This is a genomic window from Microbacterium sp. (assembly GCF_031178445.1).
Lineage (GTDB): Bacteria > Actinomycetota > Actinomycetes > Actinomycetales > Microbacteriaceae > Microbacterium.
This window is the reverse complement of record NZ_JAPSIY010000001.1, coordinates 224,028-250,199: the sequence shown is the minus strand read 5'-3', so window position 1 is coordinate 250,199 and position 26,172 is coordinate 224,028. Positions and strand designations below refer to the sequence as shown.

General features: G+C 69.1%; 28 protein-coding genes. 23 read left to right on the top strand and 5 right to left on the bottom strand.

Translation table 11 applies throughout. The features are described 5' to 3' along the window. The first annotated feature begins 88 nt into the window (after positions 1 to 88). The 5 genes from RIN43_RS01205 to RIN43_RS01185 are packed head-to-tail and all read left to right on the top strand — an operon-like array spanning position 89 to position 4,762. Positions 89 to 553, top strand: coding sequence for a transcriptional repressor (locus tag RIN43_RS01205; protein WP_309127042.1), 465 nt, complete (start codon positions 89 to 91; stop codon positions 551 to 553). Further along, positions 550 to 1,596 carry a permease gene (locus RIN43_RS01200; RefSeq protein ID WP_375163690.1) on the top strand — a complete coding sequence of 349 codons (1,047 nt, stop codon included), beginning with the start codon at positions 550 to 552 and terminating at the stop codon, positions 1,594 to 1,596. The genes RIN43_RS01205 and RIN43_RS01200 overlap by 4 nt, the downstream gene beginning before the upstream one ends. Further along, a complete protein-coding gene (locus tag RIN43_RS01195) occupies positions 1,589 to 2,392 on the top strand; it encodes a TIGR03943 family putative permease subunit (protein WP_309127041.1) in 804 nt (267 codons plus the stop codon). Before RIN43_RS01200 ends, RIN43_RS01195 begins: the two co-directional genes overlap by 8 nt. Continuing rightward, positions 2,382 to 4,070 carry a hypothetical protein gene (locus RIN43_RS01190; RefSeq protein WP_309127040.1) on the top strand — a complete coding sequence of 563 codons (1,689 nt, stop codon included), beginning with the start codon at positions 2,382 to 2,384 and terminating at the stop codon, positions 4,068 to 4,070. The genes RIN43_RS01195 and RIN43_RS01190 overlap by 11 nt, the downstream gene beginning before the upstream one ends. A 20-nt stretch (positions 4,071 to 4,090) precedes the next feature. Next, positions 4,091 to 4,762 (top strand): DNA-3-methyladenine glycosylase, encoded by a 672-nt coding sequence (locus RIN43_RS01185; RefSeq protein WP_309127039.1) that lies wholly within the window; start codon positions 4,091 to 4,093, stop codon positions 4,760 to 4,762. Between the two features lie 12 nt (positions 4,763 to 4,774). On the opposite strand, the gene RIN43_RS01180 is transcribed toward RIN43_RS01185, so the two are convergent. Beyond that, complete coding sequence (locus RIN43_RS01180) at positions 4,775 to 5,785, bottom strand: LacI family DNA-binding transcriptional regulator (protein ID WP_309127038.1); 1,011 nt, start codon at positions 5,783 to 5,785, stop codon at positions 4,775 to 4,777. Further along, positions 5,775 to 6,983 (bottom strand): Gfo/Idh/MocA family oxidoreductase, encoded by a 1,209-nt coding sequence (locus RIN43_RS01175; RefSeq protein ID WP_309127037.1) that lies wholly within the window; start codon positions 6,981 to 6,983, stop codon positions 5,775 to 5,777. The genes RIN43_RS01180 and RIN43_RS01175 overlap by 11 nt, the downstream gene beginning before the upstream one ends. Before the next feature lie 186 nt (positions 6,984 to 7,169). Here RIN43_RS01175 and RIN43_RS01170 point away from each other — a divergent pair, with 186 nt between their 5' ends. The 10 genes from RIN43_RS01170 (at position 7,170) to RIN43_RS01125 (ending at position 15,446) form a co-directional block, all read left to right on the top strand. Further along, entirely contained in the window at positions 7,170 to 8,414 is a 1,245-nt protein-coding gene (locus tag RIN43_RS01170) for an ABC transporter substrate-binding protein (protein ID WP_309127036.1), read from the top strand. Continuing rightward, positions 8,411 to 9,355, top strand: a complete 945-nt coding sequence (locus tag RIN43_RS01165) for a sugar ABC transporter permease (RefSeq protein ID WP_309127035.1) — start codon at positions 8,411 to 8,413, stop codon at positions 9,353 to 9,355. The genes RIN43_RS01170 and RIN43_RS01165 overlap by 4 nt, the downstream gene beginning before the upstream one ends. Beyond that, positions 9,352 to 10,242: a carbohydrate ABC transporter permease gene (locus RIN43_RS01160; RefSeq protein WP_309127034.1), complete on the top strand. Its 891-nt coding sequence runs from the start codon at positions 9,352 to 9,354 to the stop codon at positions 10,240 to 10,242. Before RIN43_RS01165 ends, RIN43_RS01160 begins: the two co-directional genes overlap by 4 nt. A gap of 167 nt (positions 10,243 to 10,409) precedes the next feature. Then, positions 10,410 to 10,646 (top strand): 50S ribosomal protein L28, encoded by a 237-nt coding sequence (rpmB, locus tag RIN43_RS01155; protein ID WP_309066081.1) that lies wholly within the window; start codon positions 10,410 to 10,412, stop codon positions 10,644 to 10,646. Next, positions 10,646 to 10,816 (top strand): 50S ribosomal protein L33, encoded by a 171-nt coding sequence (gene rpmG, locus RIN43_RS01150; RefSeq protein ID WP_046014935.1) that lies wholly within the window; start codon positions 10,646 to 10,648, stop codon positions 10,814 to 10,816. The genes rpmB and rpmG overlap by 1 nt, the downstream gene beginning before the upstream one ends. A 3-nt stretch (positions 10,817 to 10,819) precedes the next feature. Next, complete coding sequence (gene rpsN, locus RIN43_RS01145; protein WP_309127033.1) at positions 10,820 to 11,125, top strand: 30S ribosomal protein S14; 306 nt, start codon at positions 10,820 to 10,822, stop codon at positions 11,123 to 11,125. Between the two features lie 242 nt (positions 11,126 to 11,367). Continuing rightward, entirely contained in the window at positions 11,368 to 12,198 is an 831-nt protein-coding gene (locus tag RIN43_RS01140; protein WP_309127032.1) for a type IV toxin-antitoxin system AbiEi family antitoxin domain-containing protein, read from the top strand. A gap of 278 nt (positions 12,199 to 12,476) precedes the next feature. Next, entirely contained in the window at positions 12,477 to 12,764 is a 288-nt protein-coding gene (locus RIN43_RS01135; protein ID WP_087129650.1) for an HU family DNA-binding protein, read from the top strand. Positions 12,765 to 12,858: 94 nt separating this feature from the next. Further along, complete coding sequence (locus RIN43_RS01130) at positions 12,859 to 14,886, top strand: cytochrome c oxidase assembly protein (protein ID WP_309127031.1); 2,028 nt, start codon at positions 12,859 to 12,861, stop codon at positions 14,884 to 14,886. Continuing rightward, positions 14,883 to 15,446, top strand: a complete 564-nt coding sequence (locus RIN43_RS01125; protein WP_309127030.1) for a hypothetical protein — start codon at positions 14,883 to 14,885, stop codon at positions 15,444 to 15,446. The genes RIN43_RS01130 and RIN43_RS01125 overlap by 4 nt, the downstream gene beginning before the upstream one ends. Positions 15,447 to 15,475: 29 nt before the next feature. On the opposite strand, the gene RIN43_RS01120 is transcribed toward RIN43_RS01125, so the two are convergent. Next, positions 15,476 to 16,540: a hypothetical protein gene (locus RIN43_RS01120; protein ID WP_309127029.1), complete on the bottom strand. Its 1,065-nt coding sequence runs from the start codon at positions 16,538 to 16,540 to the stop codon at positions 15,476 to 15,478. Between the two features lie 56 nt (positions 16,541 to 16,596). On the opposite strand from RIN43_RS01120, the gene RIN43_RS01115 reads away from it, so the two are divergent. The 8 genes from RIN43_RS01115 (at position 16,597) to RIN43_RS01080 (ending at position 24,355) form a co-directional block, all read left to right on the top strand. Then, positions 16,597 to 17,976 carry an AAA family ATPase gene (locus RIN43_RS01115; protein ID WP_309127028.1) on the top strand — a complete coding sequence of 460 codons (1,380 nt, stop codon included), beginning with the start codon at positions 16,597 to 16,599 and terminating at the stop codon, positions 17,974 to 17,976. A 71-nt stretch (positions 17,977 to 18,047) separates the two neighbouring features. Continuing rightward, a complete protein-coding gene (locus RIN43_RS01110) occupies positions 18,048 to 19,334 on the top strand; it encodes a serine hydrolase domain-containing protein (protein WP_309127027.1) in 1,287 nt (428 codons plus the stop codon). Beyond that, entirely contained in the window at positions 19,331 to 20,242 is a 912-nt protein-coding gene (locus RIN43_RS01105; protein ID WP_309127026.1) for an EamA family transporter, read from the top strand. The genes RIN43_RS01110 and RIN43_RS01105 overlap by 4 nt, the downstream gene beginning before the upstream one ends. Positions 20,243 to 20,297: 55 nt before the next feature. Next, complete coding sequence (locus tag RIN43_RS01100; RefSeq protein WP_309127025.1) at positions 20,298 to 20,891, top strand: hypothetical protein; 594 nt, start codon at positions 20,298 to 20,300, stop codon at positions 20,889 to 20,891. A gap of 95 nt (positions 20,892 to 20,986) precedes the next feature. Next, on the top strand, positions 20,987 to 21,565 hold the full coding sequence (locus tag RIN43_RS01095; protein WP_309127024.1) for a copper resistance protein CopC: 579 nt from the start codon (positions 20,987 to 20,989) through the stop codon (positions 21,563 to 21,565). A 168-nt stretch (positions 21,566 to 21,733) separates the two neighbouring features. Next, positions 21,734 to 22,750, top strand: a complete 1,017-nt coding sequence (gene corA, locus RIN43_RS01090; protein ID WP_309127023.1) for a magnesium/cobalt transporter CorA — start codon at positions 21,734 to 21,736, stop codon at positions 22,748 to 22,750. Between the two features lie 23 nt (positions 22,751 to 22,773). Further along, the gene (locus RIN43_RS01085) at positions 22,774 to 23,622 is read left to right on the top strand and encodes an endo alpha-1,4 polygalactosaminidase (RefSeq protein WP_309127369.1); all 849 of its coding nucleotides are present in this window, start codon (positions 22,774 to 22,776) and stop codon (positions 23,620 to 23,622) included. A gap of 31 nt (positions 23,623 to 23,653) precedes the next feature. Beyond that, positions 23,654 to 24,355, top strand: a complete 702-nt coding sequence (locus RIN43_RS01080) for an aspartate/glutamate racemase family protein (RefSeq protein WP_309127022.1) — start codon at positions 23,654 to 23,656, stop codon at positions 24,353 to 24,355. Positions 24,356 to 24,869: 514 nt separating this feature from the next. Here the strand turns inward: RIN43_RS01080 and RIN43_RS01075 are convergent. Further along, a complete protein-coding gene (locus tag RIN43_RS01075; protein WP_309127021.1) occupies positions 24,870 to 25,547 on the bottom strand; it encodes a hypothetical protein in 678 nt (225 codons plus the stop codon). Between the two features lie 394 nt (positions 25,548 to 25,941). After that, positions 25,942 to 26,172 (bottom strand): hypothetical protein, encoded by a 231-nt coding sequence (locus RIN43_RS01070; RefSeq protein WP_309127020.1) that lies wholly within the window; start codon positions 26,170 to 26,172, stop codon positions 25,942 to 25,944.

The window sequence follows — 26,172 nt, the reverse complement described above, 5'->3', positions numbered from 1 at the left end:
TGGAGTCGATCTTCCGCCACCCGTTCGTCGTATTCGGCTGAGTCCCTCTCCCAGCGCTCCCTGATCCCGCTCGGCCTAGACTCGGAGCATGGCTCAGCGGAACACCTGGCAGCGGGAGCGCGTGCGCGATGCGCTCGCGGACGCCCGTGGCTTCGTGAGCGCCCAGACCCTGCACGCCGAACTGCGGCTGGCGAACACCGGCATCGGCCTGGCGACCGTCTATCGCGCTCTGGCCGGACTCGCGGCGTCCGGCGAGGCCGACTCGCTGCAGAGCCCCGAGGGCGAGGCGCTGTACCGCGCCTGCATCACGCAGGAGCACCACCACCACCTCATCTGCCGCTCCTGCGGACTGACCGTCGAGATCGAGGCGAAGGACGTCGAGCAGTGGGCCAAGCGCACTGCCGCTCTGCACGGCTTCCGCGACGCGGAGCATGTTGTCGACATCTTCGGCCTGTGCGCCACCTGCGCCAACCGTCAGGATGCCGGTGCGGCCGGCGCCGACGGCACAGGATCGGGTCTCGCAGATGCCGCCCCCGCGGGAGAAGCGGAGTGACGACTGCCCCGCAGCAGGAGGCGCCCCGCGCGGCCACGGCTTCGCGTCGGCAGGCGAGCCGTCGCCTGCCGGTGTCAGCGGCGCTCGGCATCGGCGCCGCCGTCGTGGCGGTGCTCGTGCTCATCGATCAGCTCGCACCGACGCTGTTCGCCGCCTCGCTGCCCACCCGCGCGCAGGACGGGCTCACCCTCGCGCTGAGCGTGCTCATCGAGGCGCTGCCCTGGGTGATCCTCGGCGTCGTGCTGTCGATCGTCGTGCAGGTGTGGCTGCCCGCCGATGCCGTGCAGCGCTGGCTGCCGCGCAACGCCTGGGCTCGCCGCGCCGTGCTCTCGCTGCTGGGCATGTTCATCCCCGTGTGCGAGTGCGGAAACGTGCCGTTCGCCCGCGGCCTGATGATGCGCGGACTCGCACCGGCTGAGGCGATGACGTTCCTCATCGCCGCGCCGATCGTGAATCCGATCGTCATCCTGACCACCCACGCCGCGTTCGGCTGGGACGGCGGCATCCTCGTCGCCCGTCTCGTCGGCGGCTACCTGATCGCCAACCTCATCGGCTGGATATACAGCCGCCGCGCCGATCAGGAGGGCATGCTCACCGAGCGCTTCGTCGCGACCTGCGCGCACGTCGCGCATGAGCCCGGCACGCCGGTGCGGCGCAGCCTCACCCAGTTCCTCATCGAGCTGCGCGCAGTCATGCCGGCACTGGTGATCGGTTCGGCGCTTGCCGGGGCGGTGCAGGTGCTGGTGCCGCGAGACGTGCTTCTGGCGGTGGGCTCGAATCCCGTGCTCTCGATCGTTGCGATGGTGGCACTGGCCATGACGGTGGCGATCTGCTCGAACGTCGACGCCTTCTTCGCGCTGTCGTTCGCCTCGACGTTCTCGTCGGGCGCTCTCATCGCCTTCCTGCTCGTCGGGCCGCTCGTCGACGTGAAGATGCTCGCTCTGCTGCGCACGACGTTCACGGCTCGGATTCTCGCCGGCGTGGTCGGCGTCGTGGTGCTCACCTCTTGCGCGATCGGGCTGGGGGTGAACGTCCTTGGCTGACCCCCGCGACCCGTCCTCCGCTCGCCTCCGAGCTCTGAGCTCCCGATGGCTGGGTGTGGGCCTGGCGACGATCGTGGCGGTCGTCACGCTCGGCCTCGGCCTGACCGGCCGGCTCACCCTGTACGTCAGTCCCGAGACAGTGTGGTTCGCGTGTGCCGCTGCGGCTCTGACGATCATCGCCGCGATCTGGTCGTGCACGCTTCCGCTTGGTGCCGAGCAGGAGCACGATCACGATCACGGCACCACGGACCACGGCACCGCGGAAACGGATGCCGCCGCATCGCGTCGCCGCAGCCTGGGAGCCGCAGCCACAGTCAGCGGCGGGGTGATCGCCTCCGGCGTGGTGCTCGCCGCCCTCGTGCTGCCGCCGGCGTCGCTGTCGGCCGAGCTGGCGATGTCGCGCGCCGGCGAGACCACCGCTCTGTTCGCCGGCGCCGACGACGTGACGCTCGGCGTCGCCGACACCACCACCTTCGGCGTCGGAGAGTGGGCCAGCGCGTTCGCCACCGCCACCCGGCCCGAGACCTACGACGGCGCGGCTGTGACGCTCACCGGATTCGTGACCCCGTCGGATGCCGGCGGGCTGAACCTCACCCGGATGGTCATCACGCACTGCGTGATCGATGCGCAGCCGGCATCGCTCCCGCTCGCGTCAGCGGATTCGCAGGGCGGATACGCCACCGGTCAGTGGATCGAGGTCACCGGCACCGTTCGCGCGGACGCCGACGGCACCCTGCGCATCGAGCCCTCCGAAGTCAAGGAGATCGCCGAGCCGAGGGATCCGTATGAGTACTGACGGACCCCGCCCCGGCGAGAGCGGGGCGCCCCTCACGCGCGCCCAGCTGCGTGCCCTGCGAGCCGCCGAGGAGGTCGCCGAGGTCGCTCCCGCGAAGGAGACCGCCGAGGCCGCGCCCGCCGAGGAGGTCGCCGAGGTCGCTCGCGCCGACGACGACGCGGCGACGCCGACCACACCCGCGATCCCGCCCCCGACGACGCCCGTGGTCGTCGGCGCGGCTCCGGCGTTCATTCCCGAGACGCCGGCCGAAGCAGAACCGGCCTCCGCGCGCACTCCACCTGCCGTGAAGGCCGAGGAACCGACCGCACGCACCCGGAACCGCTCCTCCCGGGCTCTGTTCGCCGTGCTCGGCGTGCTGGTGCTCGTCGTCGGCGTGCTCGGGGCGGTCAGCCTGACCCAGGGGCCGCGGCTGAGCCAGGTCCAGGTCGATGCCGCCCAGGCGATCGAGACCTCCGGCAGCCGGGTCATACTCACCGCGAACCAGCGGCTCAGCGCCGTCGATCCGGCTCAGATCACGGTCGAACCCGCCGTGCCGTTCACGGTGGATGCAGCTGGCCGCAACGTCGGCATCCGCTTCACGGTGCCCTTGCACGACGCCACCGAGTACACCGTGTCGGTCGCCGGCGTCACGTCGTCGGGCGGCGGGCCTGCGGCCGACCTCAAGACCTCGTTCACCACCCCCTCCTCGAGCATCATGCTGCTGCAGCGCAGCGCCGACGGCGACGACAAGATCTTCACCACCGATCTGACCGGAGAGAAGGCGAGCCCGGTCTTCGAGCATCCGCGCATCTCGGACTACCGGATCGCGGGCGAGCTGCTGGTCGTCACCGTCGAGGAGGAGGAGGGCTCGCGCCTGCTCGTCATGCGCCGCGACGGCTCGCAGCAGCGCGACCTGACATTGCCGGGCGAAGGCTACGTCTCGTCGGTGCAGGTCTCCGACCGAGGCGGCCTTGTCGGCTACAGCTACTCCGACCGTGAACTCAGCGAGGACTCCGGGCGAGCCAGCGTGCTGGTCACCCAGCCGCTCAGCGGAGCCGGAGAGGCGCGCATCGTGCAGGTCGAGGATGCCGAGGCGAGCGTCGCGGACTGGCGGTTCGTGCCGGATTCGTCTTCGCTGCTGTTCATCGACTTCGACGGCGCGCTCAGCGTGGAGGATCCGCTCACGGATGCCGGAGTGCAGCCGATGGGCAACGCCGCCAGCATCCTCGGAGTGAGCCGCGGCACGTACACCGCGATCGTCGAGCGCACCGACGCGCGGATCGTGACGATCGATCTCACCACGGGTGAGGAGGGCACCTTGCCGGCATCCGAACCCGATTACGGCGACGCCACGAGCATCGAGCCCGTACCCGGCGGGACTCTGCGCCACATCGTGCAGCGCGACGAGTCGGGGATGCCGACCGGCCAGGCCGTCGTCAAGGTCGCAGACGACGGCGAGGCGCAGGTGATCAGCGAAGTGAGCGGAACCGACGCCATCATGCAGGTCTGCGCGTCGCCGAGCGGGCAGTACGCAGCGGTGACGGTCGCGCCCGATCTGCCGAACAACGACTACGACGATCTGCTGCTGCCGTTGCCCACCACCCTGCACACCCGACTGATCGACCTCGCAGGCGACGGCGAGCTGCCCACGCTGAGCGGCTTCGACATCTCCTGGTGTCGACAGGCGCCCCGGCCCTGATCCTGAGGCATGATGGGGCGATGCGCGCCACCCGCCCAGCCGACCGCTCGGAACTCGCCGCCCTGCCACTCGAGGTGGCCCCTCGCCTGCTCGGCGCCGAACTGCGCACAACGGTCGACGGCGATTCAGTGGCGCTGCGGATCACCGAGGTGGAGGCCTACCACGGCCGCGGCACCGGAGACCTGCCCGATCCCGGATCGCACGCGCGGATGGGGCCGACGGCGCGCAACGCCACCATGTGGGGAGAGCCCGGTCACCTCTACGTCTACCTCAGCCACGGCATCCACTCATGCGTGAACGTCGTGTGCGGTCCCTCCGGCACCGCAGGCGGTGTGCTGCTGCGCGCCGGCGAGGTGATCGACGGAGCGGATGCCGCGATCGCCCGCTCCGGCCGCTCCGGTCGCGATCTCGCGCGCGGACCCGGCCGGCTCGGCCAGGTGGCGGGGCTGCGGCATCCGCTTCACGACGGCATCGACGCGATCACCGGGCAGCCGCTGAACGGCGCGGTGGCGACACTGCGCCTTGCGGATCCCCTGGAGGAGGTCGCCACCGGCCCGCGGGTGGGCGTCGCAGGTGTCGCGGGCACGCACGCCTTCCCGTGGCGGTTCTGGATCCCGGGTGACCCGACGGTCTCGCCGTTCCGCTGGGGGAGGGGCGCGGCCGCAGCCGCGCTCGACCTCACCGGCGACTGACCGGCGAGCTGCTCACTCGCCGCCACCGGGCCGGCACCCGCACGACTCGCGGATCCGCAGACGCGCAGGGAACGCGTGATGCTCACCCGGCGGGCTCGGCTCGAGAAGCGCCCGCACCGCCGCTGCCGCCATCTGCTCGAGAGGCTGCACCGCCGTGGTGAGACGCGGCCAGACGAAGTCGGCCGTCACGGTGCCGTCGAACGAGACGATGGCGATGTCATCAGGCACACGGATGCCGCGCTCGCCGAAAGCGGCGAGCATCCCGATCGCGATCTGATCGGAGGCTGCGACGACAGCCCGTGGCCGCCGCTCGGCGTCGGCGAGGCGGGTGCCGGCGTCGTACCCGCCCTGATAGCTGAAGGGGACGTGCAGGAGCATGCCGGGAGCCAGGCGCGCGTCGACCAGCGCCTCGCGCCAGCCCCGTTCGCGGTCGTCGTAGCGGGCGGCGCTTCCCACGAAGGCGACGTCGCGGTATCCGTGCTCGATCAGGTGTGTCGTGCTCTCACGGGTTCCTGCGCAGAAGTCGACGCCGATGCTCTGCAGGCCATCGGTCTCGCCGAACGGACCGATCAGGACGGCGGGGATGCCGAGCGACTCGACCAGTGCCTGCTCACGCGCGGTGAGCACATCGGCGATGATCAGACCGCCGATCTGCCTGGAGACGAGGTCGCGGATCTGCTCCGATGTGGTCACCTGGGTGCGGTCGGAGTTGACGATGAGCAGCGATCGGCCGGTTTCGGCACTGGCCTGGTCGAGGGCATGACACAGCTCGGCGAAGAACGGGTTGCGATTGTCGTTCACCAGCAGGCCCAGCATGTCGGCTGCGCCCTTCGAGAGCGCACGAGCGGCGGCGTTCGGCCGGTAGCCGAGCACGCGCACCGCATCCAGCACCCGCTCGCGGGTCAGCGGCGCGACGGCTTTCGGCCCGTCGTTGAGCACATAGCTGACGACGGCGGTGCTGACCCCTGCGTATCGCGCGACGTCGGCACGGGTCACCGAGCGCGGACGGCGCTCATCCGGCATCCGGATCCCCCATGTCGGGGATCGGGAGGCGTTCGCCGCCTCGACGGGCGGAATCGTGCGCGATCACGCCCGGCAGCGTGAAACGGGCCGCCTTCCAGGCGTTCACCGGTGGCAGTGTGCCGTCCTCGACAGCGCGAGCGAAATCGTCCACGAGGAAATGGTGACTGCCTTCGTGGCCGTTGTGCAAGGGCGCGAGCTCGGCCGGGATGCGGGCGCGCTCCTTCTCGTGGATCGCGGCATACCCCGAGACGAACGCGTCGCGCAGCGCCGGCGCGACGCGTTCGAGCGAAGGGTCGTCGGGCGACACTGAGGCGTGGGTGTCGATCAGGTGCGAGATGTCCTCGACGCCCTCGCGGTTCTGCCACACCGTCGTGCGGGCGAGCTGCTCGAACGACCCGTCGGTGCCGAACCACCGGAAACGCGACTCGCGCAGATGTGAGGGATAGCCGACCCGACGGAACTCGTTGATGCGCATCGAGCCTCCGGCGGCGAGCTCGAACAACGCGGTGGCGTTGGAGAAGTCATTGTCGAACTGACTGACCGAGCGATCGAAGACGCCGTCGCCGCGACCGTCGGTGATCCCGATGGCCGACACCGCGGTCGCGTGGGTCGGCCATGCGCCGAGCACCCCGCCGATCGAATGCGTCGGGTAGAGCAGGGGCGGGTAGCTCGCCGTCGACTTCCAGCCCTCGCCGCCGGAGTACTGGTACGCCTCGTAGAAGCCCAGGTCCATGTCGTGCACGTAGTCGCCCTCGCCGTAGAACAGCCGGCCGAAGGCACCCTCGGCGAGCTTCTGCCTGGCGAACACCGTCGCGGGGTTGTAGTAGCTCGTCTCACCCATCATGTAAGTGAGGCCCGTCTCGCGCACGGCTTCGATGATGGCGCCGATCTCCTCGACGCTGATCGCCATGGGCACTGCCGAGTAGACGTGCTTGCCGGCGCGCAGCGCCTGCACGACGAGCGGTCCGTGTGTCCACCGCTGGGTGAAGATCGCGACTGCGTCGACGGCCTCGGATGCGAGCATCTCATCGAAGCTGCGGAACGTCCCGGCGAGACCGGCGGAGTGCACCAGTTGGTCGGCGCGCGAGCCGATGACATCGGTGACGTGAACAGCCGATACGGCAGGGTGATGGTGGAAGAGCGTGGCGAACTGGCCTGCGAACTGCCCGGCCCCGACCATTCCCAAGCTGAACGCCATCTCGGCAGTCTTCCATTGCCTCTCTACGGGTGTCAACATGGAGGAGGGCCCCGGAACCCTGCCCCTCAGTCGGGTTCCGAGACCCCCTTGATCCCCAGTGATCTACGCGGGTAACCTACCACGAACGGCAGGTTTTCGCATCAACTTTTCCGGACGATGGCGTCGAAGAACAGCGAGGTACGGAACATGAAGCGCACGATGATCGGGGCCGCGGCGATCGCCGTGAGCGCGCTGGCGCTCACCGGCTGCTCGGGAGACGCGAGCGGGGGCGGAGGAGATGTCGAGCTCGAGATGCAGACCAACTTCGGTGCATCCGACCCGTCACTGGAGGTGCTGCAGGAGATCACCGACGCCTATCAGGACGAGAACCCGGGCGTGAAGATCGACCTCGTTCCCTCGACCGACACCTATGAGGCCGACATCAAGGTGCGCCTGTCCTCGGGCGATCTCCCCGACATCTGGGCCACGCACGGCTGGTCCCTGCTGCGCTACAGCGAGTTCCTCGAGCCGCTGGACGAACGGCCGTGGGCGAAGGACTTCAACGAGGCGCTCGCACCGGCGATGCAGAACGACGACGGACAGTTCTTCGCTCTGCCGATCGACACGGACGTCGCCGGCATCGTCTACAACCGCACGGTGCTCGACGAGGCCGGCATCGACGCGGCCTCCCTCACCGACTGGGTCGCGTTCGAAGAGGCGCTCAAGACACTGAAGGACGCCGGGGTCATCCCCCTCTCCTCCTCGGGCAAGGACAGCTGGTTCGCGGGCAACATCACCGACTTCATCGGCTCCGGCGACTTCAGCGAAGAGTCTTTCGAGGGCTTCCTCGACGGCACGTTCGACGAGGCCGGCTACACCCGCCTCCTCGATCACGTCTCCGACTGGCAGAAGGCGGGCTATTTCAACCCCGACTACTCGTCGGCCACCGCCGACGATCTGGGTCGTGCGCTGGCGGAGGGCACGACCGCCTTCGTGTTCGTGCAGAACTACCTGGTCGCCACCGCTCTCGGATTCGACCCCGACGCCGACCTCGGCTACATGCCCGTTCCCTCGGAGGACGGCGAGCCGTTCCTGGTGGGCGGTGAGGGGCGCGCCTACGGCGTCGCCAAGGACTCGCCCGACAAGGAGCAGGCGCTCGACTACCTCGACTTCCTCGCCCAGCCCGAGAACCTGTCCAAGCTGGCGAGCGCCGTCGGCGGCATCCCGGGCCTGACGAGCGCGGAGAGTGACCTCGGCGTCCTGCAGGCGAGTTACGACGAGTTCGTGGCACCCGGCGATCTGCCCCTGCAGCCCTACTTCGACCGCGTGTACCTGCCGAACGGCATCTGGGACACCATGGTCGCCACCACCGACGGCGTGATCACCGGCCAGATGACGCCGGCGGATGCCGTATCCCAGATGAAGTCGAGCTACGACTCGCTGCGAGGATGACCACCGCCACTGTCGTCGAGAACGACACCGCGGTCACTGAGCCGAAGCGGGGGACAGGGGGGCTTGTCCCCCGCTTCGCGGGTCGCCGGCTCGATCTGCTGTACGTGCCCGCTCTCATCGTCCTCGGGGTGTTCACGCTGTGGCCGCTGGCCAACGGCATCCTGTTCTCCCTGACCGACTGGAACGGGTACAGCGCCGAGCGGGCGTTCGTCGGCGCCGAGAACTATCTGCGCCTCTTCGAAGACCCCAACTTCCGCACCGCGCTGGGGAACACGTTCGTCTACGGGTTCGGCTCGACCCTCGTGCAGCAGGTGATCGGACTCGCGCTCGCGCTCGCCCTCGACAGAGCGGTGCGGGGGAGGGGGATCGCCCGCGCCATCATCTACCTGCCCGTGCTCGTCTCGCCCATCGTGATGGGCACGATGTACTACCTCTTCTTCTCCTACAACTCCGGCGGGCTCAACGACCTCGTGATCGCACTGGGCGGGGAGCGCACGGCGTGGCTGAGCGACTCCGGTGCGGCCGTCGCGATCATCGTCGCGGTTAACTCGCTGCAGTTCGTCGGGATATCGATGGTCATCTACCTCGCCGGCCTGCAGTCGATTCCGACGACGTACTTCGAGGCGGCGCGCCTCGACGGGGCGAACGCGCGGCAGTCCTTCCTGCACATCACGGTCCCGATGCTGCAGCCGGCCTTCGCCACCAGCATCGTGCTGAACCTGATCGGCGGGTTGAAGCTCTTCGATGTGATCCAGGTGCTGACCGGAGGCGGCCCCGGCTACTCGACCAACTCGGTGTCGACGCTGATCGCCAAGATGTACTTCGACAGTCAGCGCGCGGGGTACGCCTCGGCGATGGGCGTGGTGCTCTTCCTGATCATCGCTGTGTTCACCCTGGTGCTGAACACGGCGCTCAACCGGCGAAGGCTGGAGCAGTCGTGAGCGTCGTGCGGGACGCGGCGCGGGCGGCCGGCGGGACGCAGGATCGGATGCCCCCGGCATCCGCTCGTTCACCGTGGCCGGCGCGACTGGCGATCGGGGCCGGGGTGCTGCTGGCCGTGCTGCTGCAGCTGCTGCCGTTCTACATCACCCTCACCTCGTCACTGAAGGCGCGCAGCGACCTGTCGTCGCAGTGGCTGCCTCCGTTCGGCGAGATCTACTGGCAGAACTTCGCCACGGCGATCGAGCAGGGGCGCATCCTGCAGGCGATCGGCAACAGCGCTCTGGTGACGCTGTGCTCGACCGTGCTGGTGTGCGTGCTGGGCGCGCTCGCGGCGTACCCGCTCGCGCGGCGCCCGACTCGGCTGAACAGGCTCGTGTTCGCGGTGATCGTCGGGCTCATCATGATCCCGCCGCTGTCGATCCTCGTTCCGCTGTACGCCCAGATGGTCCAGCTGCACGGCGTCAACACCTACTGGGGCACCATCCTGGTGATGACGGCCACCCAGCTGCCGCTCGCGATCTTCCTGTACACCGCGTTCATGCGCGGTCTGCCCGTCTCGATCGAGGAGGCCGCATCGGTCGACGGGGCCAACGCCGTGCAGGTGCTGTTCCGGGTGGTCGTGCCGATGCTGAGGCCGGTGACCGCCACGGTCGTGATCCTCACCAGCGTGAACGTGTGGAACGAGTACGCGCTGAGCGTGTACCTCATGCGCAGTCCCGAGATGCGCACGATCGCGCCGTCGATCAGCACGTTCTTCGCCACATCGTCCAGCGACCTCGGCGCGGCCGCGGCGGCATCGCTCATCTCGGTGCTGCCCGTGCTCGTCGTCTACCTGGTGCTGCAGCGCTACTTCATCAAGGGCATGGTCGCCGGGTCGGAGAAGTGATCCTGCGCGTGCTAGACTGACTCTTTGTCTGCGCGCTCTCCTGTGCGCAGTTCGTCCCTCCCTCTCATTCTCCTCGGGCCTGCTGGGTCCGTCGATGTGAGCGGAAGGGGCCGACAAGGGATCTTGGGTGGGGCCGTCCGGCCTCACGGTATTGAAGGAGTCACAACATGGCAGCAGTGTGCCAGGTGACCGGCGCTGTTCCCGGCTTCGGTCACAACATCTCGCACTCGCACCGCCGGACGAAGCGCCGCTTCGACCCGAACGTGCAGAAGAAGACCTACTACGTGCCGTCGCTCGGTCGTAAGGTCACCCTGAACGTGTCCGCCAAGGGCATCAAGGTGATCGACGTGCGCGGCATCGAGAACGTGGTCAAGGACCTCCTTGCGAAGGGTGTGAAGCTCTAATGGCCAAGAAGGCTCAGGACGTCCGTCCTATCATCAAGCTGCGTTCGACGGCGGGCACCGGTTACACCTATGTGACCAAGAAGAACCGCCGCAACACCCCCGACCGTCTCGTGCTGAAGAAGTACGACCCGGTCGTCCGCAAGCACGTCGAATTCCGCGAGGAGCGTTGATCCATGGCTAAGAAGAGCAAGATCGCTCGCAATGAGCAGCGCAAGGTCATCGTCGAGCGCTACGCCGAGCGTCGCGCCGAGCTGAAGAAGGCTCTTGTGAGCCCTGAGTCGACCGACGAGCAGCGCGAAGCCGCTCGCATCGGCCTGCAGAAGCTGCCGCGCAACGCATCGCCCGTGCGCGTGCGCTCGCGCGACGTCATCGACGGCCGCCCCCGTGGTGTGCTCACGAAGTTCGGCATCTCGCGTGTCCGCTTCCGTGACATGGCGCACCGCGGCGAGCTGCCCGGCGTGACCAAGTCAAGCTGGTAAGCAGTCGCTTTCAAGGGGCGGGGATCTTCGGATCCCCGCCCCTTCTGCGTCTTCGGGTCGCATACTCTGCCGGAGTTCGCATGATCTGCAGGCCGGATACCCGGCATCCGCTCCTTCACTCCGTGCGATCTCCTGCGGATCGCGCGACGCGCTGCTCTGCACATCGGCCTGTGGCGCTGAGTTGTCCCCAAGGACCGGGTGACGGATCCCGCGCCGCCGCGCGGCCGGCGCAGAGTGGCCTGATGGATGCCGTGACCGAACTCCGAAAGCGTGGCGGGATCGCCCGCACCCGCACTCTCGTGCGCGCGGGTGTGAGCACGTACGCTGTGCGACGCGCGAAGGAATCCGGTCAGATCGTCACCGTGCGCAGTGGCTGGGTGGCGGTGCCGGATGCCGATCAGCTTCTGCTCGGCGCCGTGCGTCGTGGGGTGGTGCTGAGCTGCGTCACCGTGGCTGAACGCCGAGGGCTGTGGGTTCCCGAGCGTACGGCGTTCCATGTGGCCGCTGCGCCCAACGGGTCGCGGATCGAGGTTCCCGCGCACGTCGTGGTCCACTGGTCCAAGCCGGTGATCGACCGCAGTAGCGATGACATCGAAGACCACCTGGTCAACGCGCTGTCGATCATCGCGCAGTGCCAGCCTGCCGAGCAGGCGCTGGTGATCTGGGAGTCGGCGCTCAACAAAGGGCTCGTCGACCGTCAGGCGCTCGCGCGGCTGCCTCTTCCGCCGGCGGCGGTCGCCGTGCTTGAGCAGGCGCGCCCCTTCGCAGACTCGGGTCTCGAGACGATCATCATCTTCCGGCTCCGATGGATGGGGGTGCCGATGCTGCCGCAGGCGTGGGTGCTCGGTCATCGCGTCGACCTGCTGATCGGTGAGCGTCTCGTGGTGCAGATCGACGGCGCCACGCACACGGGGGCGCAGCGCACCAGCGACATCCGGCATGACGCCGAGCTGACGTTGCGCGGATACCACGTGCTGCGCTTCAGCTACGAGCAGATCATGGACCGATGGGAACAGGTGCAGGCCATCATCATGGAGGCGGTGGCGCAGGGGCTGCATCGCGCCGCTCGCTGACCGCACGACCTGCAGGAGATCGCACGATCTGCAGGCCCGAGCACACGCATCCGCTCCTTGATTCCGTGCGATCTCCTGCGAACCGTGAGGGTTTGCGGCCCGATTTCTGTGACTGATGTGACACATGTGGCGTGACACGCCGAGAAATGTGCCCGAAACCCGCGAAATGACGCGGATTTCATGGTCTCGGTTGATACTGTCGAGGCGGTCGATCGACCGACGGAGGTTCGCCTCCGAAACCAACATGATGCGACGGACCATCGTCGCTGGAGGATGACATGGCTGACAAGTCCATCACCAAGACCGAGCTCGTCGCGAGCATCGCTTCCGCCACCGGCGAGAGCCAGGCCACGGTCTCGCGCGTTCTCGACTCGCTCTTCGGCACCGTCTCCGACGCCGTCGCCAAGGGCAGCAAGGTCTCGATCCCGGGCTGGATCTCGTTCGAGCAGGTCGACACCGCCGCCCGCACCGGCCGCAACCCGCAGACCGGCGCCGAGATCAAGATCCCGGCCGGCAAGCGCGTCAAGGTGACCGCCGGCTCCAAGCTGAAGGCCGCTGTCAAGTAAGACCGCCCAGCCGCACGAAGGCCGTCCCTCCGGGGGCGGCCTTCGTCGTTCCGGGGCGCGATCGTCGCACAGGCTTCCGGCCTAGGCTGGAGAGGTGAACCCCTACCGCCTCGCAGGCCTCGCGATCCTGCTCGCCGGCGCGTCCGCGGCGTTGATCGCGTCGCTGATCGTCGGCGGCGGCGCCGTGCCGCCGAGGTTGCTCGACCCCGGCCCGATCGTGATGTGGGGGCTTCCGGCCGTCAAGCTCGTCGCGAACCTCGCAGCCGCAGCCATGCTCGGCTCTCTCGTGCTGGCACTCTTCGGCCTGCGCAGCGGTGAGAAGTCGTTCGACATCGCGCTCGACACCGCATCCGTGGGCGCCGCGGTGTTCACCGTCGCCTCGGGTGCCACGGCGTTCTTCACCTTCATGGCCGCCTTCAACCCGAAGCTGTCGGCCGACCGGTCGTTCGGCGAGCAGTTCGGCAGGTTCCTGCTCGAGTTGCCGCTGGGGCAGGCGTGGCTCATCACCACCCTCATGGGCGCTGCGGTCACGCTGCTCGTGTTCGGGTGGCGCAGCTGGACCGGAACCATGCTCACGGCGGTTCTCGCGGCCGCCGCCTTCGTGCCCATGGCGACGCAGGGGCACTCCGGCGATCTGGCCGGTCACACCGTCGCCGTCAACGCGATCCTGCTGCACACGATCGGCGCAGCCGTGTGGCTGGGCGGCGTGATGCTGCTCGTGCTGCTGCGCACGTCGAGTGCGGGCCGTGACCGCCAGACGAAGGATGCCGCCCGGCGGTTGGACGTGCCGCTGCTCGTCGGCAGGTACTCGTCTCTCGCGCTCGCCGCGTTCGTCGTCGTGGCCGTCTCCGGTGTCGCGCGCACGGTCGTCGCGCTCGGCGGCTGGGCGGAGCTGCTCAGCCCCTATGGCGTCATCGTGATCGCTAAGGCCGTGCTGCTCGCCGGCCTCGGACTGTTCGGCGCATGGTACCGCCGGCGGCTCATCCCGCAGCTCAGCGGTGAGAAGCAGAGACGGTCGTTCTGGAGCCTCATCCTCGGAGAGCTGCTGCTGATGGGCCTGGCTTCCGGTGCGGCCGCCGCGCTCGCCCGCACCCCGCCGCCGGTCGGCGAGGAGGCCCCTGCCGTGCAGACCCCGGCGCAGCGGCTCACCCGGGAGGTGCTGCCACCCGAGCTCACGCTGGATCGCTGGTTCACCTCGATCGACATCGACGTGCTCTGGCTGGTCGCCGTGGGCTTCGGCGTGGTGTTCTACGCCGTCGGCGTGGTGCGGCTGCATCGACGCGGCGACCGCTGGCCGATCCAGCGCACCGTGTTCTGGATGCTCGGCATGGCGCTGCTGCTGTGGGTCACCTGCGGCCCGATCAACAGGTACCAGGAGTACCTGTTCAGCGTGCACATGCTCGGGCACATGATGCTCAGCATGGCGATCCCGCTTCTGCTCGTGAGCGGAGCGCCGATCACGCTGGCGCTGCGTGCCGTCCACAAACGCGAGGACGGCACGCGCGGCGGACGCGAATGGATCATGTGGGCGGTGCACTCGCCCTTCTCCCGCGTGGTCACGCATCCGTTCGTGGCGGCCGCGATCTTCGTGGTGTCGCTGTGGGCGTTCTACTTCACCGACCTGGTGCGGTGGGCGATGTACGACCATCTCGGCCACGAGTGGATGGTCATCCATTTCCTCATCTCGGGCTATCTCTTCGTGATGAGCCTGATCGGAGTCGATCCGGTGCCGTATCGACTCCCGCACGCGGGCCGGCTGATCACGCTCATCGCAGTGATGGCCATGCACGCGTTCTTCGGTATGGCGATCATGATGCAGGAGGGCCTGATCGTCGCCGAGTGGTACGGGTCGATGGGCCGGACGTGGGGTCCGACACCGATCGAGGATCAGTACATCGGCGGCGGAATCGCGTGGTCGGTGGGCGAGATCCCGACGCTGGTGCTGGCGATCACGGTGGCGATCCAATGGTCGCGCTCGGATGCCCGTCTGCAGCGCCGTCGCGACAGGCACGCCGACCGCACGGGCGATGCCGAGCTGGAGGAGTACAACGCTCGCCTCGCCGAGATCGCCGAGCGCGACAGGCGCGTCGCCGAGCGCGAGACCCGGTCCCCCCGCGCATGACGCAGCAGGAACGCGCGGCCGCGGCGGCCCCTGCCACTGTCGGGCTGACTCGACGGCATCTTCAGATCGCGGCCTTCGCGGCGGTGCAGGCGCTGCCGATCATCGCGCTGTCACCGGTGACGCCTCACATCGCCGCCTGGTCGCCGCCCGTCTACGCCGCTGTCGCCGGGCTGCAGACGCTGTTCGTGTTCGCGGCGAGGCGGATGGTAGGGCTACGGTGGGCGGCGAGCCTGACCGCCGTGATCACGGCGGTGCTCGTCGGCCCGTTCAACGCCGTGGGCTGGCTGATCGCGGTACCGCTTGTGGTGGCCGGCGCGAGCTTCGACCTGATGTTGCGGCTGCTGAGCCGCAGCACATCGCCGTCGGCCGTGCAGCATGTGCTGACAGGCGCCGTTGTCGGCACGGCGCTCTTCGGGATCTCGCTGCCGGTGATGTCGGCCGAGCATCTGATGCCCGGTCTGCTGCTCGCCACATGGGCGGCCCGGATCGTCGCCTCCGCCGCCGGGTCGTGGCTGGCCGCGCGCATCGTCAGCGGGCTGGCAAGGGCCGGAGTGCGCTGAGCCGGCGCCTGCTGGATTCCTCGGTCGTCTTACGAGGAGGGTGATCCCACTCGGATGGATGCCGATCCGTCGGGCAGGATGGCGATCGTGCCGTTCACCTGGAACGGAACGTCCTCCGAGACCGTCTGCACCGACCCGTCGAACAGAGACATGATGTCGACTTCGATGTGAGCCACGGCATCCGTCGGGGGAATCGCCCAGCCGGAGCCGTCGGGCACAACGGTCACCTCCGGCTGCTTTGCGATGGACCACTTCGGGGCCGAGCCGTCGGCGAGGCGGTTCTGCACCTCGAGACCGAACGGGCAGGACGTCGGCTGCAGCACCTCCTGCGTGGCGCACGTGGTCAGGAACTGCTCCACCCGTTCCTGCACCACGTCGATGAAGCGCTCGGTCGGCTGCGCCTGCACCTCCACGGGTGTGCGGGCGAGGGGTGTGTCGGCGAGCACGCTCACTCCCTCGGATGCCGCGATCGGTGTGTCGACCGTCACCGAGTACACCCCGGGGGTGAGCACCATCAGGTGCAGCGGGTCCAGCGGCGCGGCGTCCATTCCCGCCGCCGACACCTGGCGACGGTCGATCGCGAAGCCGTTCACGGCGAACTGGTCCGCACCGCGCACGGTCAGCTCGATCTCGGCGAGCGGGCTGCGGGCGAAGCGCCAGTTGGGCGTGACGCCGACCCAGCCGTCCTGCACGACGTCGAACGTGGTCGCACCGCGCACGTTCGCGGCGCGGTACTGCGCGGTCACGCGGTAGGCGCCGTCGGCGCTCTTCTCGGAGGTGACGTGCGCATCGGTCAGGGGGGCGAGTGCCGCGGGGCGAAGCAGCGCCTCGGAGGCGGTCCTGTCGATGCCGGAGTCTTCGAGCAGTGCGAGATCGACCGACACTCCCGGCACCTGAAGCGCGTCGGCCGCGCGCCCGGACGAGAGCAGGTCGAGATAGCGCTGCACGAATGCGGAGGGGCTGTAGAACTGCTGATACAGCGACACGCCTCCGGCGCCGACGGCGGCGATCAGCAGCACCCCGACGATGCCGAGGATCGTGAGGTCGGTGCTCAGGCGGGCGCGCCGCCGAGACCCCCGCCCACCGTGCATCATGGCGCAAGTCTAGGGATCCGCGCTGGGACGGAGCCGAACGGCCTTAACATGGGTGCGTGTCCGCGCAGCCCCTCTCCGATGAACAGCGGGAGCTGTTCCGTCTGATCGAGGACACCGACGAGCACGTCTTCATCACGGGCCGTGCCGGCACGGGCAAGTCCACCCTGCTGCAGCATTTCGCGTGGAACACCAAGAAGCAGATCGCGATCTGCGCTCCCACCGGTGTCGCCGCGCTGAACGTGGAGGGGCAGACGATCCACTCGCTGTTCCGGCTGCCGATCGGGCTCATCGCCGAGAGCGAGATCGACCAGTCCGATGCCACCCGGCGCATCCTGAACGCCATCGAGACGCTCGTCATCGACGAGATCTCGATGGTCAACGCCGACCTGATGGACGCGATCGACCGCTCGCTGCGCCAGGCGCGCGGACGACGGGCCGAGCCGTTCGGCGGCGTTCAGGTCGTCATGTTCGGCGACCCCTATCAGCTCGCCCCCGTACCGCCGCGGGGAGACGAGCTGCGTTACATCCAGGACCACTACCGCTCCTTCTGGTTCTTCGACGCGAAGGTGTGGACGGGCGGAACGGCATCCGAGGGCGGGATGCTCGACCTCGGCGCGCATGGCGCCAAGCTGCACGTGCGTGAACTGGTGCAGATCCACAGGCAGTCGGATGACGGGTTCAAGTCCATGCTGAACGCGGTGCGCTATGGCCGGGTGACGTCCGACATCGCGGGTGTGCTCAACGCCCAGGGGGCGCGAACGCCGCCCGACCCGGAGCCAGGCGAGGTGCCGATCATCACCCTCGCCACGCGCAACGACATCGTCAACAGCATCAACCGCCGCCATCTCGCCGCGCTCGCAGGGCGAGAGCAGACCGCGCACGCCGAGGTGTCGGGAGATTTCGGGCGTGGAGAGGCGAACTACCCCGCTGACCAGGAGCTGAAGCTCAAGGTCGGCGCCCAGGTGATGTTCCTGCGCAACGACGTGTCCATGGGCGGCGAGCCGCCGCGGTGGGTGAACGGCTCGATCGGCACCGTGACGCGCATCCTCGGCGGCACGGTGCGCGTCGACGTCGACGGGGAGGAGTTCGACGTCGAGCCCGCCGTCTGGGAGCGATTCCGCTACGCCTACAACCCGGGCACGAAGACGCTCTCGCGCGAGGTGGTCGCCGAGTTCACGCAGTTCCCGCTGCGGCTGGCGTGGGCGGTCACGATCCACAAGTCGCAGGGCAAGACCTACGACAGGGCGATCATCGATCTCGGCTCAGGCGCGTTCGCCCCCGGTCAGACGTACGTGGCGCTCAGCCGGCTCACCTCCCTCGACGGGCTCTACCTCTCCCGTCCGCTGCGGCCCTCCGACATCCGAGTCGACGAGGACGTGCGACGTTTCATGCGCGAGGCGTGGGAGGCGCGGCAGGCAGAGACGGTCACCGGCTGAGCGGGGCGGGTGGCCGGCTCCCAGCATCCGCGTTCTAGACTCGGAGCATCCATCCCCGGGAGAGTCGATCAATGCAGCTTCGTTCGTCGCGCCGCGTGCGCGCAGCCGTGGGCGCCGTCGCAGCGCTCGCCCTCGCCCTCACTGGATGCTCCGGACAGGCCGACGAGTTCAGCTACACGCCGCCGGAGCAGGTCGACGCCGCCCTGCCCGACGACGTCACCGCGCAGCTGCAGACGGCGGTCGAGAACGCGATGACCGCGACCGGGGCATCGGGGGCCATCGTGGGCGTCTGGGTGCCGTGGAGCGGCAAGTGGGTCACTGGCCTCGGCACGCAGGGTGCGGGCGACGAGACCAAGGTGACCACTGACATGTCGTTCCGCATCGCCGATGTGACGCGCTTGATGACCTGCGACGTCCTCTACGGCCTCGCCGACGACGGCAAGGTGAAGCTCGACGCGCCCGTGCCCAAGTACGTGTCCGGCGTCGCCGACCTGCCCGACATCACGTTGCTCGATCTGTGCAACGGCACCAGCGGCGTCGGCTCGTCGGAGGCCTCGGTCAAGGGCTATTGGCTCAACACTCCCGCCCGCGACTGGTCTCCTCTGCAGCTGGCCAGCTTCGGGCTCGGCCAGCAGCGCGGCCCGGCGCACACCGCCTACCGCGATTCCGACGCCGGCTACCTGATGCTCGGCCTCGCGCTGGAGCGCGCATCAGGCATGAGCGCCTCCGAGCTGATCGAGAAGTACGTCACCGAGCCGCTCGAGCTCTCGTCGACGTCGCTTCCGCGCCCGAAGGCGGCGCCCCCCACGCCCGAGCCGTCGCTCAAGGGCCGTTACCTGCCGGCCGTGGAGGGCGGCTACGACTGCGCCGCTCCGGTCGACATCACCGAGATGTCGTCGAGCACGGGCTTCACCGACTCGGGCGCCGTGTCGACCATTGAAGACCTCGGGCGCTACGTGCAGGCCGAGGCGCGCCAGGCGCTGCGTGACGAGGATGCGGAGCCCGACCGGTTCTCTGCGCCGCTGCCGGCCGCACCGAAGGCCGCGTCGTGGTACCAGGCCACCGGCGGCGCCTACCTGGTCGGCTCGATGATCGGGCAGCACGGCTGGACGCCGGGGTACATCACGGCCGCGTACTCCGACCCGACCACCGGGTTCACCGTCGCGGTGACCATGAACAACTCCTCGACCGGCAGCGGCACCGCGGCGTACCTGGCCTGGCAGCTCGCGGCGATCGCCTCCAAGGCGCCGGCTGCCGAGGGACAGACCGCGCCGGAGTTCGGCCTGCCGTTCACGGCCGAGCAGTACGGCCAGCAGATCGCCAAGGGCGCGATCTGCACCGCCCCGCCCGCAGAGTGAACCGCGCGCCGGCTTTCCGAGCGCGGGTCGCGTCCGGCTCAGGTGCACCGGCGCTCGCCCTCGTCGCGGCGGGCCTCGTCTGCCAGGAGCTCGGCGCGTCTCTCGCGGTGCTGCTGTTCCCGGCGGTGGGACCGTTGGGCATGGTCATGATGCGGCTGGTGTTCTCGTCGGTGATCCTGCTGCTCATCGCCCGCCCTTCGCTGCGAGGCCTCACCCCGCGGGCGTGGCGCTCCGCCGCCATGCTCGGCGGGGTGCTCGTGACCATGAACTGCCTGTTCTACCTGGCGCTCAGCGAGCTGCCGCTCGGTGTCGCTGTGACGATCGAGGTGCTCGGTCCGCTCGCCCTGGCCGTCATCACCGCCCGATCACGCATCGCCTGGCTGTGGGCGGCACTGGCGCTGCTCGGCATCCTGGCTCTCGCCGGCGGAGGCTGGGATCGGCTGACGGTGGCGGGGGTTCTCTTCGCGCTGGGCGCCGCGGTGAGCTGGGCCGGCTACATCCTCGCGTCGGCCCGGGTCGGACGGGACTTCCAGAAGCTCGACGGCCTGGCGCTGGCGATGGTCATCGGCGCGATCCTGTCCCTACCGCTCGGTATCGCCGATGCGGGGGAGGCGCTGCTGCGCGTCGAGCTGGTCGCGCTGGGAGCCGCCGTCGCCGTACTCAGCTCCACCGTGCCCTATGCGCTCGAGCTGATGGCGCTTCGCCGGCTGTCGCCCGCGATCTTCGGCATCCTGATGAGCCTCGGCCCCGCCACGGCGAGCATCGCCGGCTTCATCGTGCTCGGCCAGCATCTCTCACTTCTCGAGGTCGGTGGCATCGCACTCGTGGTCCTCGCGAGCGCCGGTGCGGTGTGGGCGGGTCGCGATCGGCCGTCGGCGCAGCGCGAAACGCAGGAGCCCGTTCCCTGACAGGGGCGGAAGCGCCGAGAGCGACGGATGCGCGCGGCGTGAAATGATGGAGGGCGTGCGCCCCTCACGCAGAATCCCGCTTCTTCGCGGATTCGCCGCCGCCTCGATCGCGACGTTCGTCGCGCTCGCGTCGCATGTGTGGGTGTCAGGGGTCATGCCGGGGCCGCTCGGCCTGCTCGTGCCGTGGATGCTGTCGCTAATGATCTGCACGCTGCTCGCGGGACGGCGTCTCTCCATCGTGCGCCTGAGCGCTTCCGTGGTCGTATCGCAGCTGCTCTTCCACGCGCTGTTCGTGCTCGGCAGTATCAGCCCGAAGGGCGGCTTCGCGCCACACGACCACGCCGCCATGGTGCTCTCGTTCGACGGCGCGCCGGTTCCGCTGCCCGGCGACGCAGGGATGTGGGGCGCGCACGCGTTCGCCGCGGTCGTGACGATCGCCGCCCTGCACCGGGGCGAGCTTCTCATCCAGGCGCTGCTGACCGCGGCGTCGGAGCTGCGTGCCTGGCTGGGCCGCGTCGCGCGCCTTCCCACGCCCGTGCTCGCCGTGGGCAGGGAGTCCTCACGCTGGATCGTCGTCCTCGCACCCGTGCGCCAGGACCCGGTGCTGTCGGGTCTGCGCAGACGCGGACCACCTCTCCGTCTCATCTGATCCCCACCGCGCCATGCGCGGCACGCGGTCGTGCCATCCGGGCGCGCCGCTTCTTCAGATCCGCCGCTTCGCGGCATCCGATGAGAGGTTTCTTCATGTTCCGCATCCGTACCGTCCTTGCGGGGGCCGCCGTGGCCGCCGCCGCCGTGCTCGCCTTCGCCGCACCGGCGTCCGCTCACGATGAGCTCGTGCAGAGCTCGCCCGCTGCCGATGAGCAGCTCACCGTCGCGCCCGAGCAGGTGGTGCTTACGTTCTCGAACGACCTGCTGTCGCTGGAGGACAACAGCGGCACCGCGATGACCGTCGTCGACTCGAGCGGCGAGGACTGGGTCGCGGGTGAGCCCGTGGTTCAGGCCGACACGGTGACCGTGCCGCTCGAAGAGGGCATGCCGAACGGCGACTACACCGTCACCTGGAAGGTCGTGTCGAGCGACGGGCACCCGACCGACGGCCAGTACGCGTTCTCGCTCGCGGCGGAGGACGCCGAGGCGACCGCCGAGCCGACGGAGGAGGCGTCGGATGAGCCGAGCGAGCAGCCCACGGCGGAGCAGTCGCCGGCATCCGCATCCGACGACGGGTCGGCGCTCGCCCCGGTGCTCTGGGGCATCGGCGGGCTGATCGTGGTCGCGGCGATCGTGACCGCCGTGGTCCTCGCGCGCAGGCGCCGGGCCTGAGCACCGCGCTCGCGAGTGAGCGCGCCACGCCTCGCTGACCCGCAGAGCGCTCTCGTTCGGGCGGAGGGATCCTCGCGGATTCCTCCGCCCGACATCGGCTCTGCGCCCATCAGCGTGCGGGATGATGCTGCACGCCGGGGTAGAGTCTGCACCGGCGGAGGGAGCGCGATGGCGATCATCGACAACGGCATCTACGTCGACGGCGTCCGCACGGAGAACCCGTCGAGTCTCGACGAGACGTTCGAGTTGATGCGCCATCGCGGCGGTATGGGCTGGATCGGGCTGTACCGACCGGAGAACGACGAGCTCAACGCCGTCGCCGAGGAGTTTGGATTGCACGAGCTGGCCGTCGAGGATGCGCGCTCGGGGCATCAGAGACCGAAGATCGAACGCTACGGCGATCATCTGTTCGTCGTGCTGCGGCCGGCGAGGTACCTGGATGCCGAAGAGGAGGTCGAGTTCGGCGAGGTGCACGTCTTCGTCGGTGCGGACTTCGTCGTCACCGTGCGCCACGCGGAGTCGCCCGACCTCGGGCGGGTGCGGCGGCGCCTGGAGTCGCAGCCGGAGCTGCTCGCCCGGGGACCGGAGGCAGTGCTGTACGCGATCCTCGATGAGGTGGTCGACGAGTACGCGCCAGTGCTGGCCGGGCTCGAGAACGACATCGACGAGATCGAGAGCCAGCTGTTCGTCGAGGACGTCGACGCCACGCAGCGCATCTACGAGCTGGGCCGCGAGGTGATCGACTTCCAACGCGCGGCGCAGCCGCTGACCGGCATGATCGAGGCGCTGCAGCGCGGCGGCGAGAAGTACGCGGTGGACGAGGAGCTGCAACGCCACCTGCGCGACGTGCACGACCACGCGATCCGCGTCGCCGACCGGGCGGCGACGTTCCGCACGATCCTCGACAACGCGCTCACCGTCGAGTCGACCATCGTGGCCCGTCGGCAGAACGAGGAGATGCGGCGCATGACCGAGGAGAGCATCCGCCAGGGCGACCAGATGAAGCGGATCTCCAGCTGGGCCGCGATCCTCTTCGCACCGACGCTCATCGGGGGCGTCTACGGCATGAACTTCGACCACATGCCTGAGCTGCACTGGGCGCTCGGATATCCGATGGCGATCGGGCTCATGGCGGTGCTCGGCATCGGCCTGTACCTGGCGTTCAAGCGTAAGGGCTGGCTGTAGCCGCCCCGAACGCGCCCGTGCGGATGCTGCTGATCGCGGCATCCGTCGCCGTGGCCTGCGCGGTCGCCGGGTGCGCAGGCCCAGCGCCCGCCTGCTCGCGCCCGCCGGATGCGGCCGCGGTGACCGTGCCCGACGCGGCGGCGGGATTCGACTATCAGCTCGGGGGCGCGTACGACCCGCCGGAGGGCGCCACCGTGGTCGTGCGGGATCGTCTGGTGGAGCCCGCCGGTGCTGGATACGACATCTGCTACGTGAACGGGTTTCAGACGCAGCCAGACGCCTCGGCGCAGATGGCGGAGGAGCATCCGGAGCTCATCGTGCATGTGGACGGAGAACCGCTCGCCGACCCGGGTTGGCCCGACGAGCTTCTCTTCGACACGTCCTCGGCGGCGAAACGGGACGCGCTGATCGGAATCGTCGGACCGTGGATCGCGGGATGCGGCGACGCCGGGTACGCGGCCGTCGAGATCGACAATCTCGACTCCTACACCCGTTCGGAGGGCAGGCTGACGCTCGACGACAACATGGCGCTGGCCGCCGAGTACGCCCGGCTTGCGCACGAGGAGGGCCTGGCGATCGCGCAGAAGAACACGGCGGAGCAGTCGCGTCGCCTGGCCGAGATGGGCTACGACTTCGCGATCACCGAGTCGTGCCATCGGTTCGACGAGTGTGACGCCTACTCCGACGTCTACGAGGTGGTTCTCGACATCGAGTACGACGACGAGCTCGGCTCGGGGGAGTTCGCCGAGGCGTGTGCGGAGTCGTCGCGGCCGACCACGATCCTGCGCGATCACGATCTGCTGACGCCCGAAGAGGACGGGTACGTCTACCGTGCGTGCCCGCGGCCGGATGCGGATGCGGCAGGTGGGTGAGCTGCGCCGGCGGAGCTCTAGAGTGATACCGATGAAGACCATCGGAGTTCTCGGGGGCATGAGCTGGGACTCGTCGCTCGAGTGGTATCGGATGGCGAACGAGCGCGTGCGCGAGCGGCTGGGCGGGCATCATTCCGCGCGGATCCTGCTCGATTCTCTGGATTTCGCCGAGATCGAATCGCTGCAGGCGCGGGACGACTGGGATGCCGCGGGGGTTCTCCTCGCAGACCATGCCCGCCGACTGGAGCTGGCGGGCGCCGACCTCATCGTGCTGTGCACGAACACGATGCACCTCGTCGCCGCCCGCATCCAAGCGGCGATCGGCGTGCCCTTCCTCCACATCGCCGACACCACAGCGGAGGCCGTGCTTCGCACCGACGCGAGGAGGGTCGCGCTGCTGGGCACGGCATTCACGATGGAGCGGCCCTTCTACCGCGAGCGGCTCGAGGCCCACGGAATCGACGTGCTCGTCCCCGCCGCCGAGGACCGTGCGGGAGTGCACGCGGTGATCTACGACGAGCTCGTGCACGGCATCATCCGGCCCGAGTCGCGCGCGTTCTACCGTGAGGTCATCGAGCGGCTCGTCGCGCGGGGAGCGGAGGGGGTCGTGCTCGGCTGCACCGAGATCGAGCTTCTCGTCTCCGAGGAGGACTCGCCCGTGCCGGTGTTCCCGACGACGGCGCTGCACGTGGATGCCGCGCTCGCGGCCGCCGGACTGCTCGCAGGCGACTGAGGCCGGTGACGCAGGGTTCTGGTGGAGGGGCTGACGGGAATCGAACCCGCGCTGTCTGCTTGGGAAGCAGAGAGCAGGCCATAAGCGAGGGTCCGGAATCCCGCGAGATACTGGGGAGCCGGGCCCTCCTCCATGCCAGCCCGTACTAGCGAGTTATGGCACGTAACAGCCCCTAGTGGCACGAATCTGGCACGGCGAAAGGGTGCGACGAGGCCAGATTCGCCCTCCCTGCTCTTGCAAGATGGGGCTTCCGTTGGCCTGTGGAGAACCGGACCTCGTGGGGCTGTTCGCGGCTCTCGGATCGCCGCGCGCACCGTTCGGAGATAAGTAGCACTCTCAGACCCTCCAGGGCACCATGAGCCTCGCACAGAGCGATGGAAGGGCCCGGGGTGGGGTGAGAGGGCCTGGAGAGGATTTGAGGCGCTCAGACGGGCGAAGAGCGCCTTACGCAGAGTTCGAGGGGCGGGATGGAGGTCAGGCAATCCCGCCCCTCGGCGGTTGTGGTGGGCATCAGTCACGCGGGGACGCTCTCCAGCGCCTCCACGAGGCGGGGGATGGTGCCCGACTCCGGTGCGGGGGCGGCCACCGCGTCGCCGTCCATGAGGAGGTCGAACGCGGCGGCGTCAGCCTCACGGAGGAGCACTAGGCCGTCGAAGGGAATCTCACCCGTCGCGGCGAGGCCCTCCAGGATCGTGCGCCACGCGATGGCGGGCTGGTTCGTGCGCTCGATGGCGGCGATGCGCTCGGCGGCTGGGTCCACCTGCACGAGCCGATCCCACACCGCGCCCCGCACGAACTCCACCACGGACTCGGGCTGGGAGTCCTCCAGGACCTCCGGCATCGTCTCCAGAGCGTCGAGGATCGCCGCAAGCCGCGCGCGGTCGGCGTCCGCGATGATGCTGGGGAGGTCGCGCCCGGCGTCGAGGAGCGCCCGCACCTTCGACCACTGGTGAGCCTGGAGCGCTATGTCGTCGGCACCCTTCGGCGCGAGAGCGTCGAGGACCGGCTGACGGTCGGGCGTGGTGGGCTCCGCGGGCATGGCCGCGGTGAGACGGGCCCGGATCGCGTCCACGTCCCGGCGCTGGCGAGCGCGGAGGCCCTCCGGCGTCAGGTGCGGGTCCCGGATAAGCGCCGTGGCGAGGAGGTCGGCACGAGCCTGGACGGTGGACTGGATGAGCGTCGCGGTGTTCACGAGCGCCCCCTTTCATCGGTGTTGGTGCTCACCACGTGAGCGATTCGACCCACCGGAAGGTGGGAGGTCATGCGGCCGAGGCGCTGGCATCCCCGGCACGTGCCCTTAGAGTCGGTGCCCCAGAGGAATCGGACGTGCCCGTGCGGGCACAACGTCCAGTTGCCGCCGTGGTCGCGCTGGGCGTTATGTCGTGTGCACGCCGGGCCGTAGGCGTCGAGGTCGGTGCTGATCCGCACTGGCTTGCCGTGCGAGTTGATGACGATGTGCGTCGGGTGATCGAGGAGAGCCCAGCCCGTCGAGGGCCGGTCACACTCGGGGTGCGAGCAGGGGAGGCCCACGGCGGAGCCCCGCTTTCGCTTAAGCGCGTAGTGCACCTGGTCGTAGGAGGGCGCATTCATCGCTTGCCCCTCTCAGCGCGGAGCGCCGCAAGTTCGGCCTCCGCGCGTTTCGCCCGATTCCGCTGGGCGGCCGCCTCAGCGGAGAGCGCGGTGGTGCGGGCACGGATCACGGCCTGAACCTCCTTGGGAAGTGTGCTCATGACGCGGCCGTACTCCGCCGACGTGGCCTTCGAGCGGGCGAGAGCGGCGGCCGTGGCGGCGTCTGTCCGGGGAGGGCTGTAGGCCAT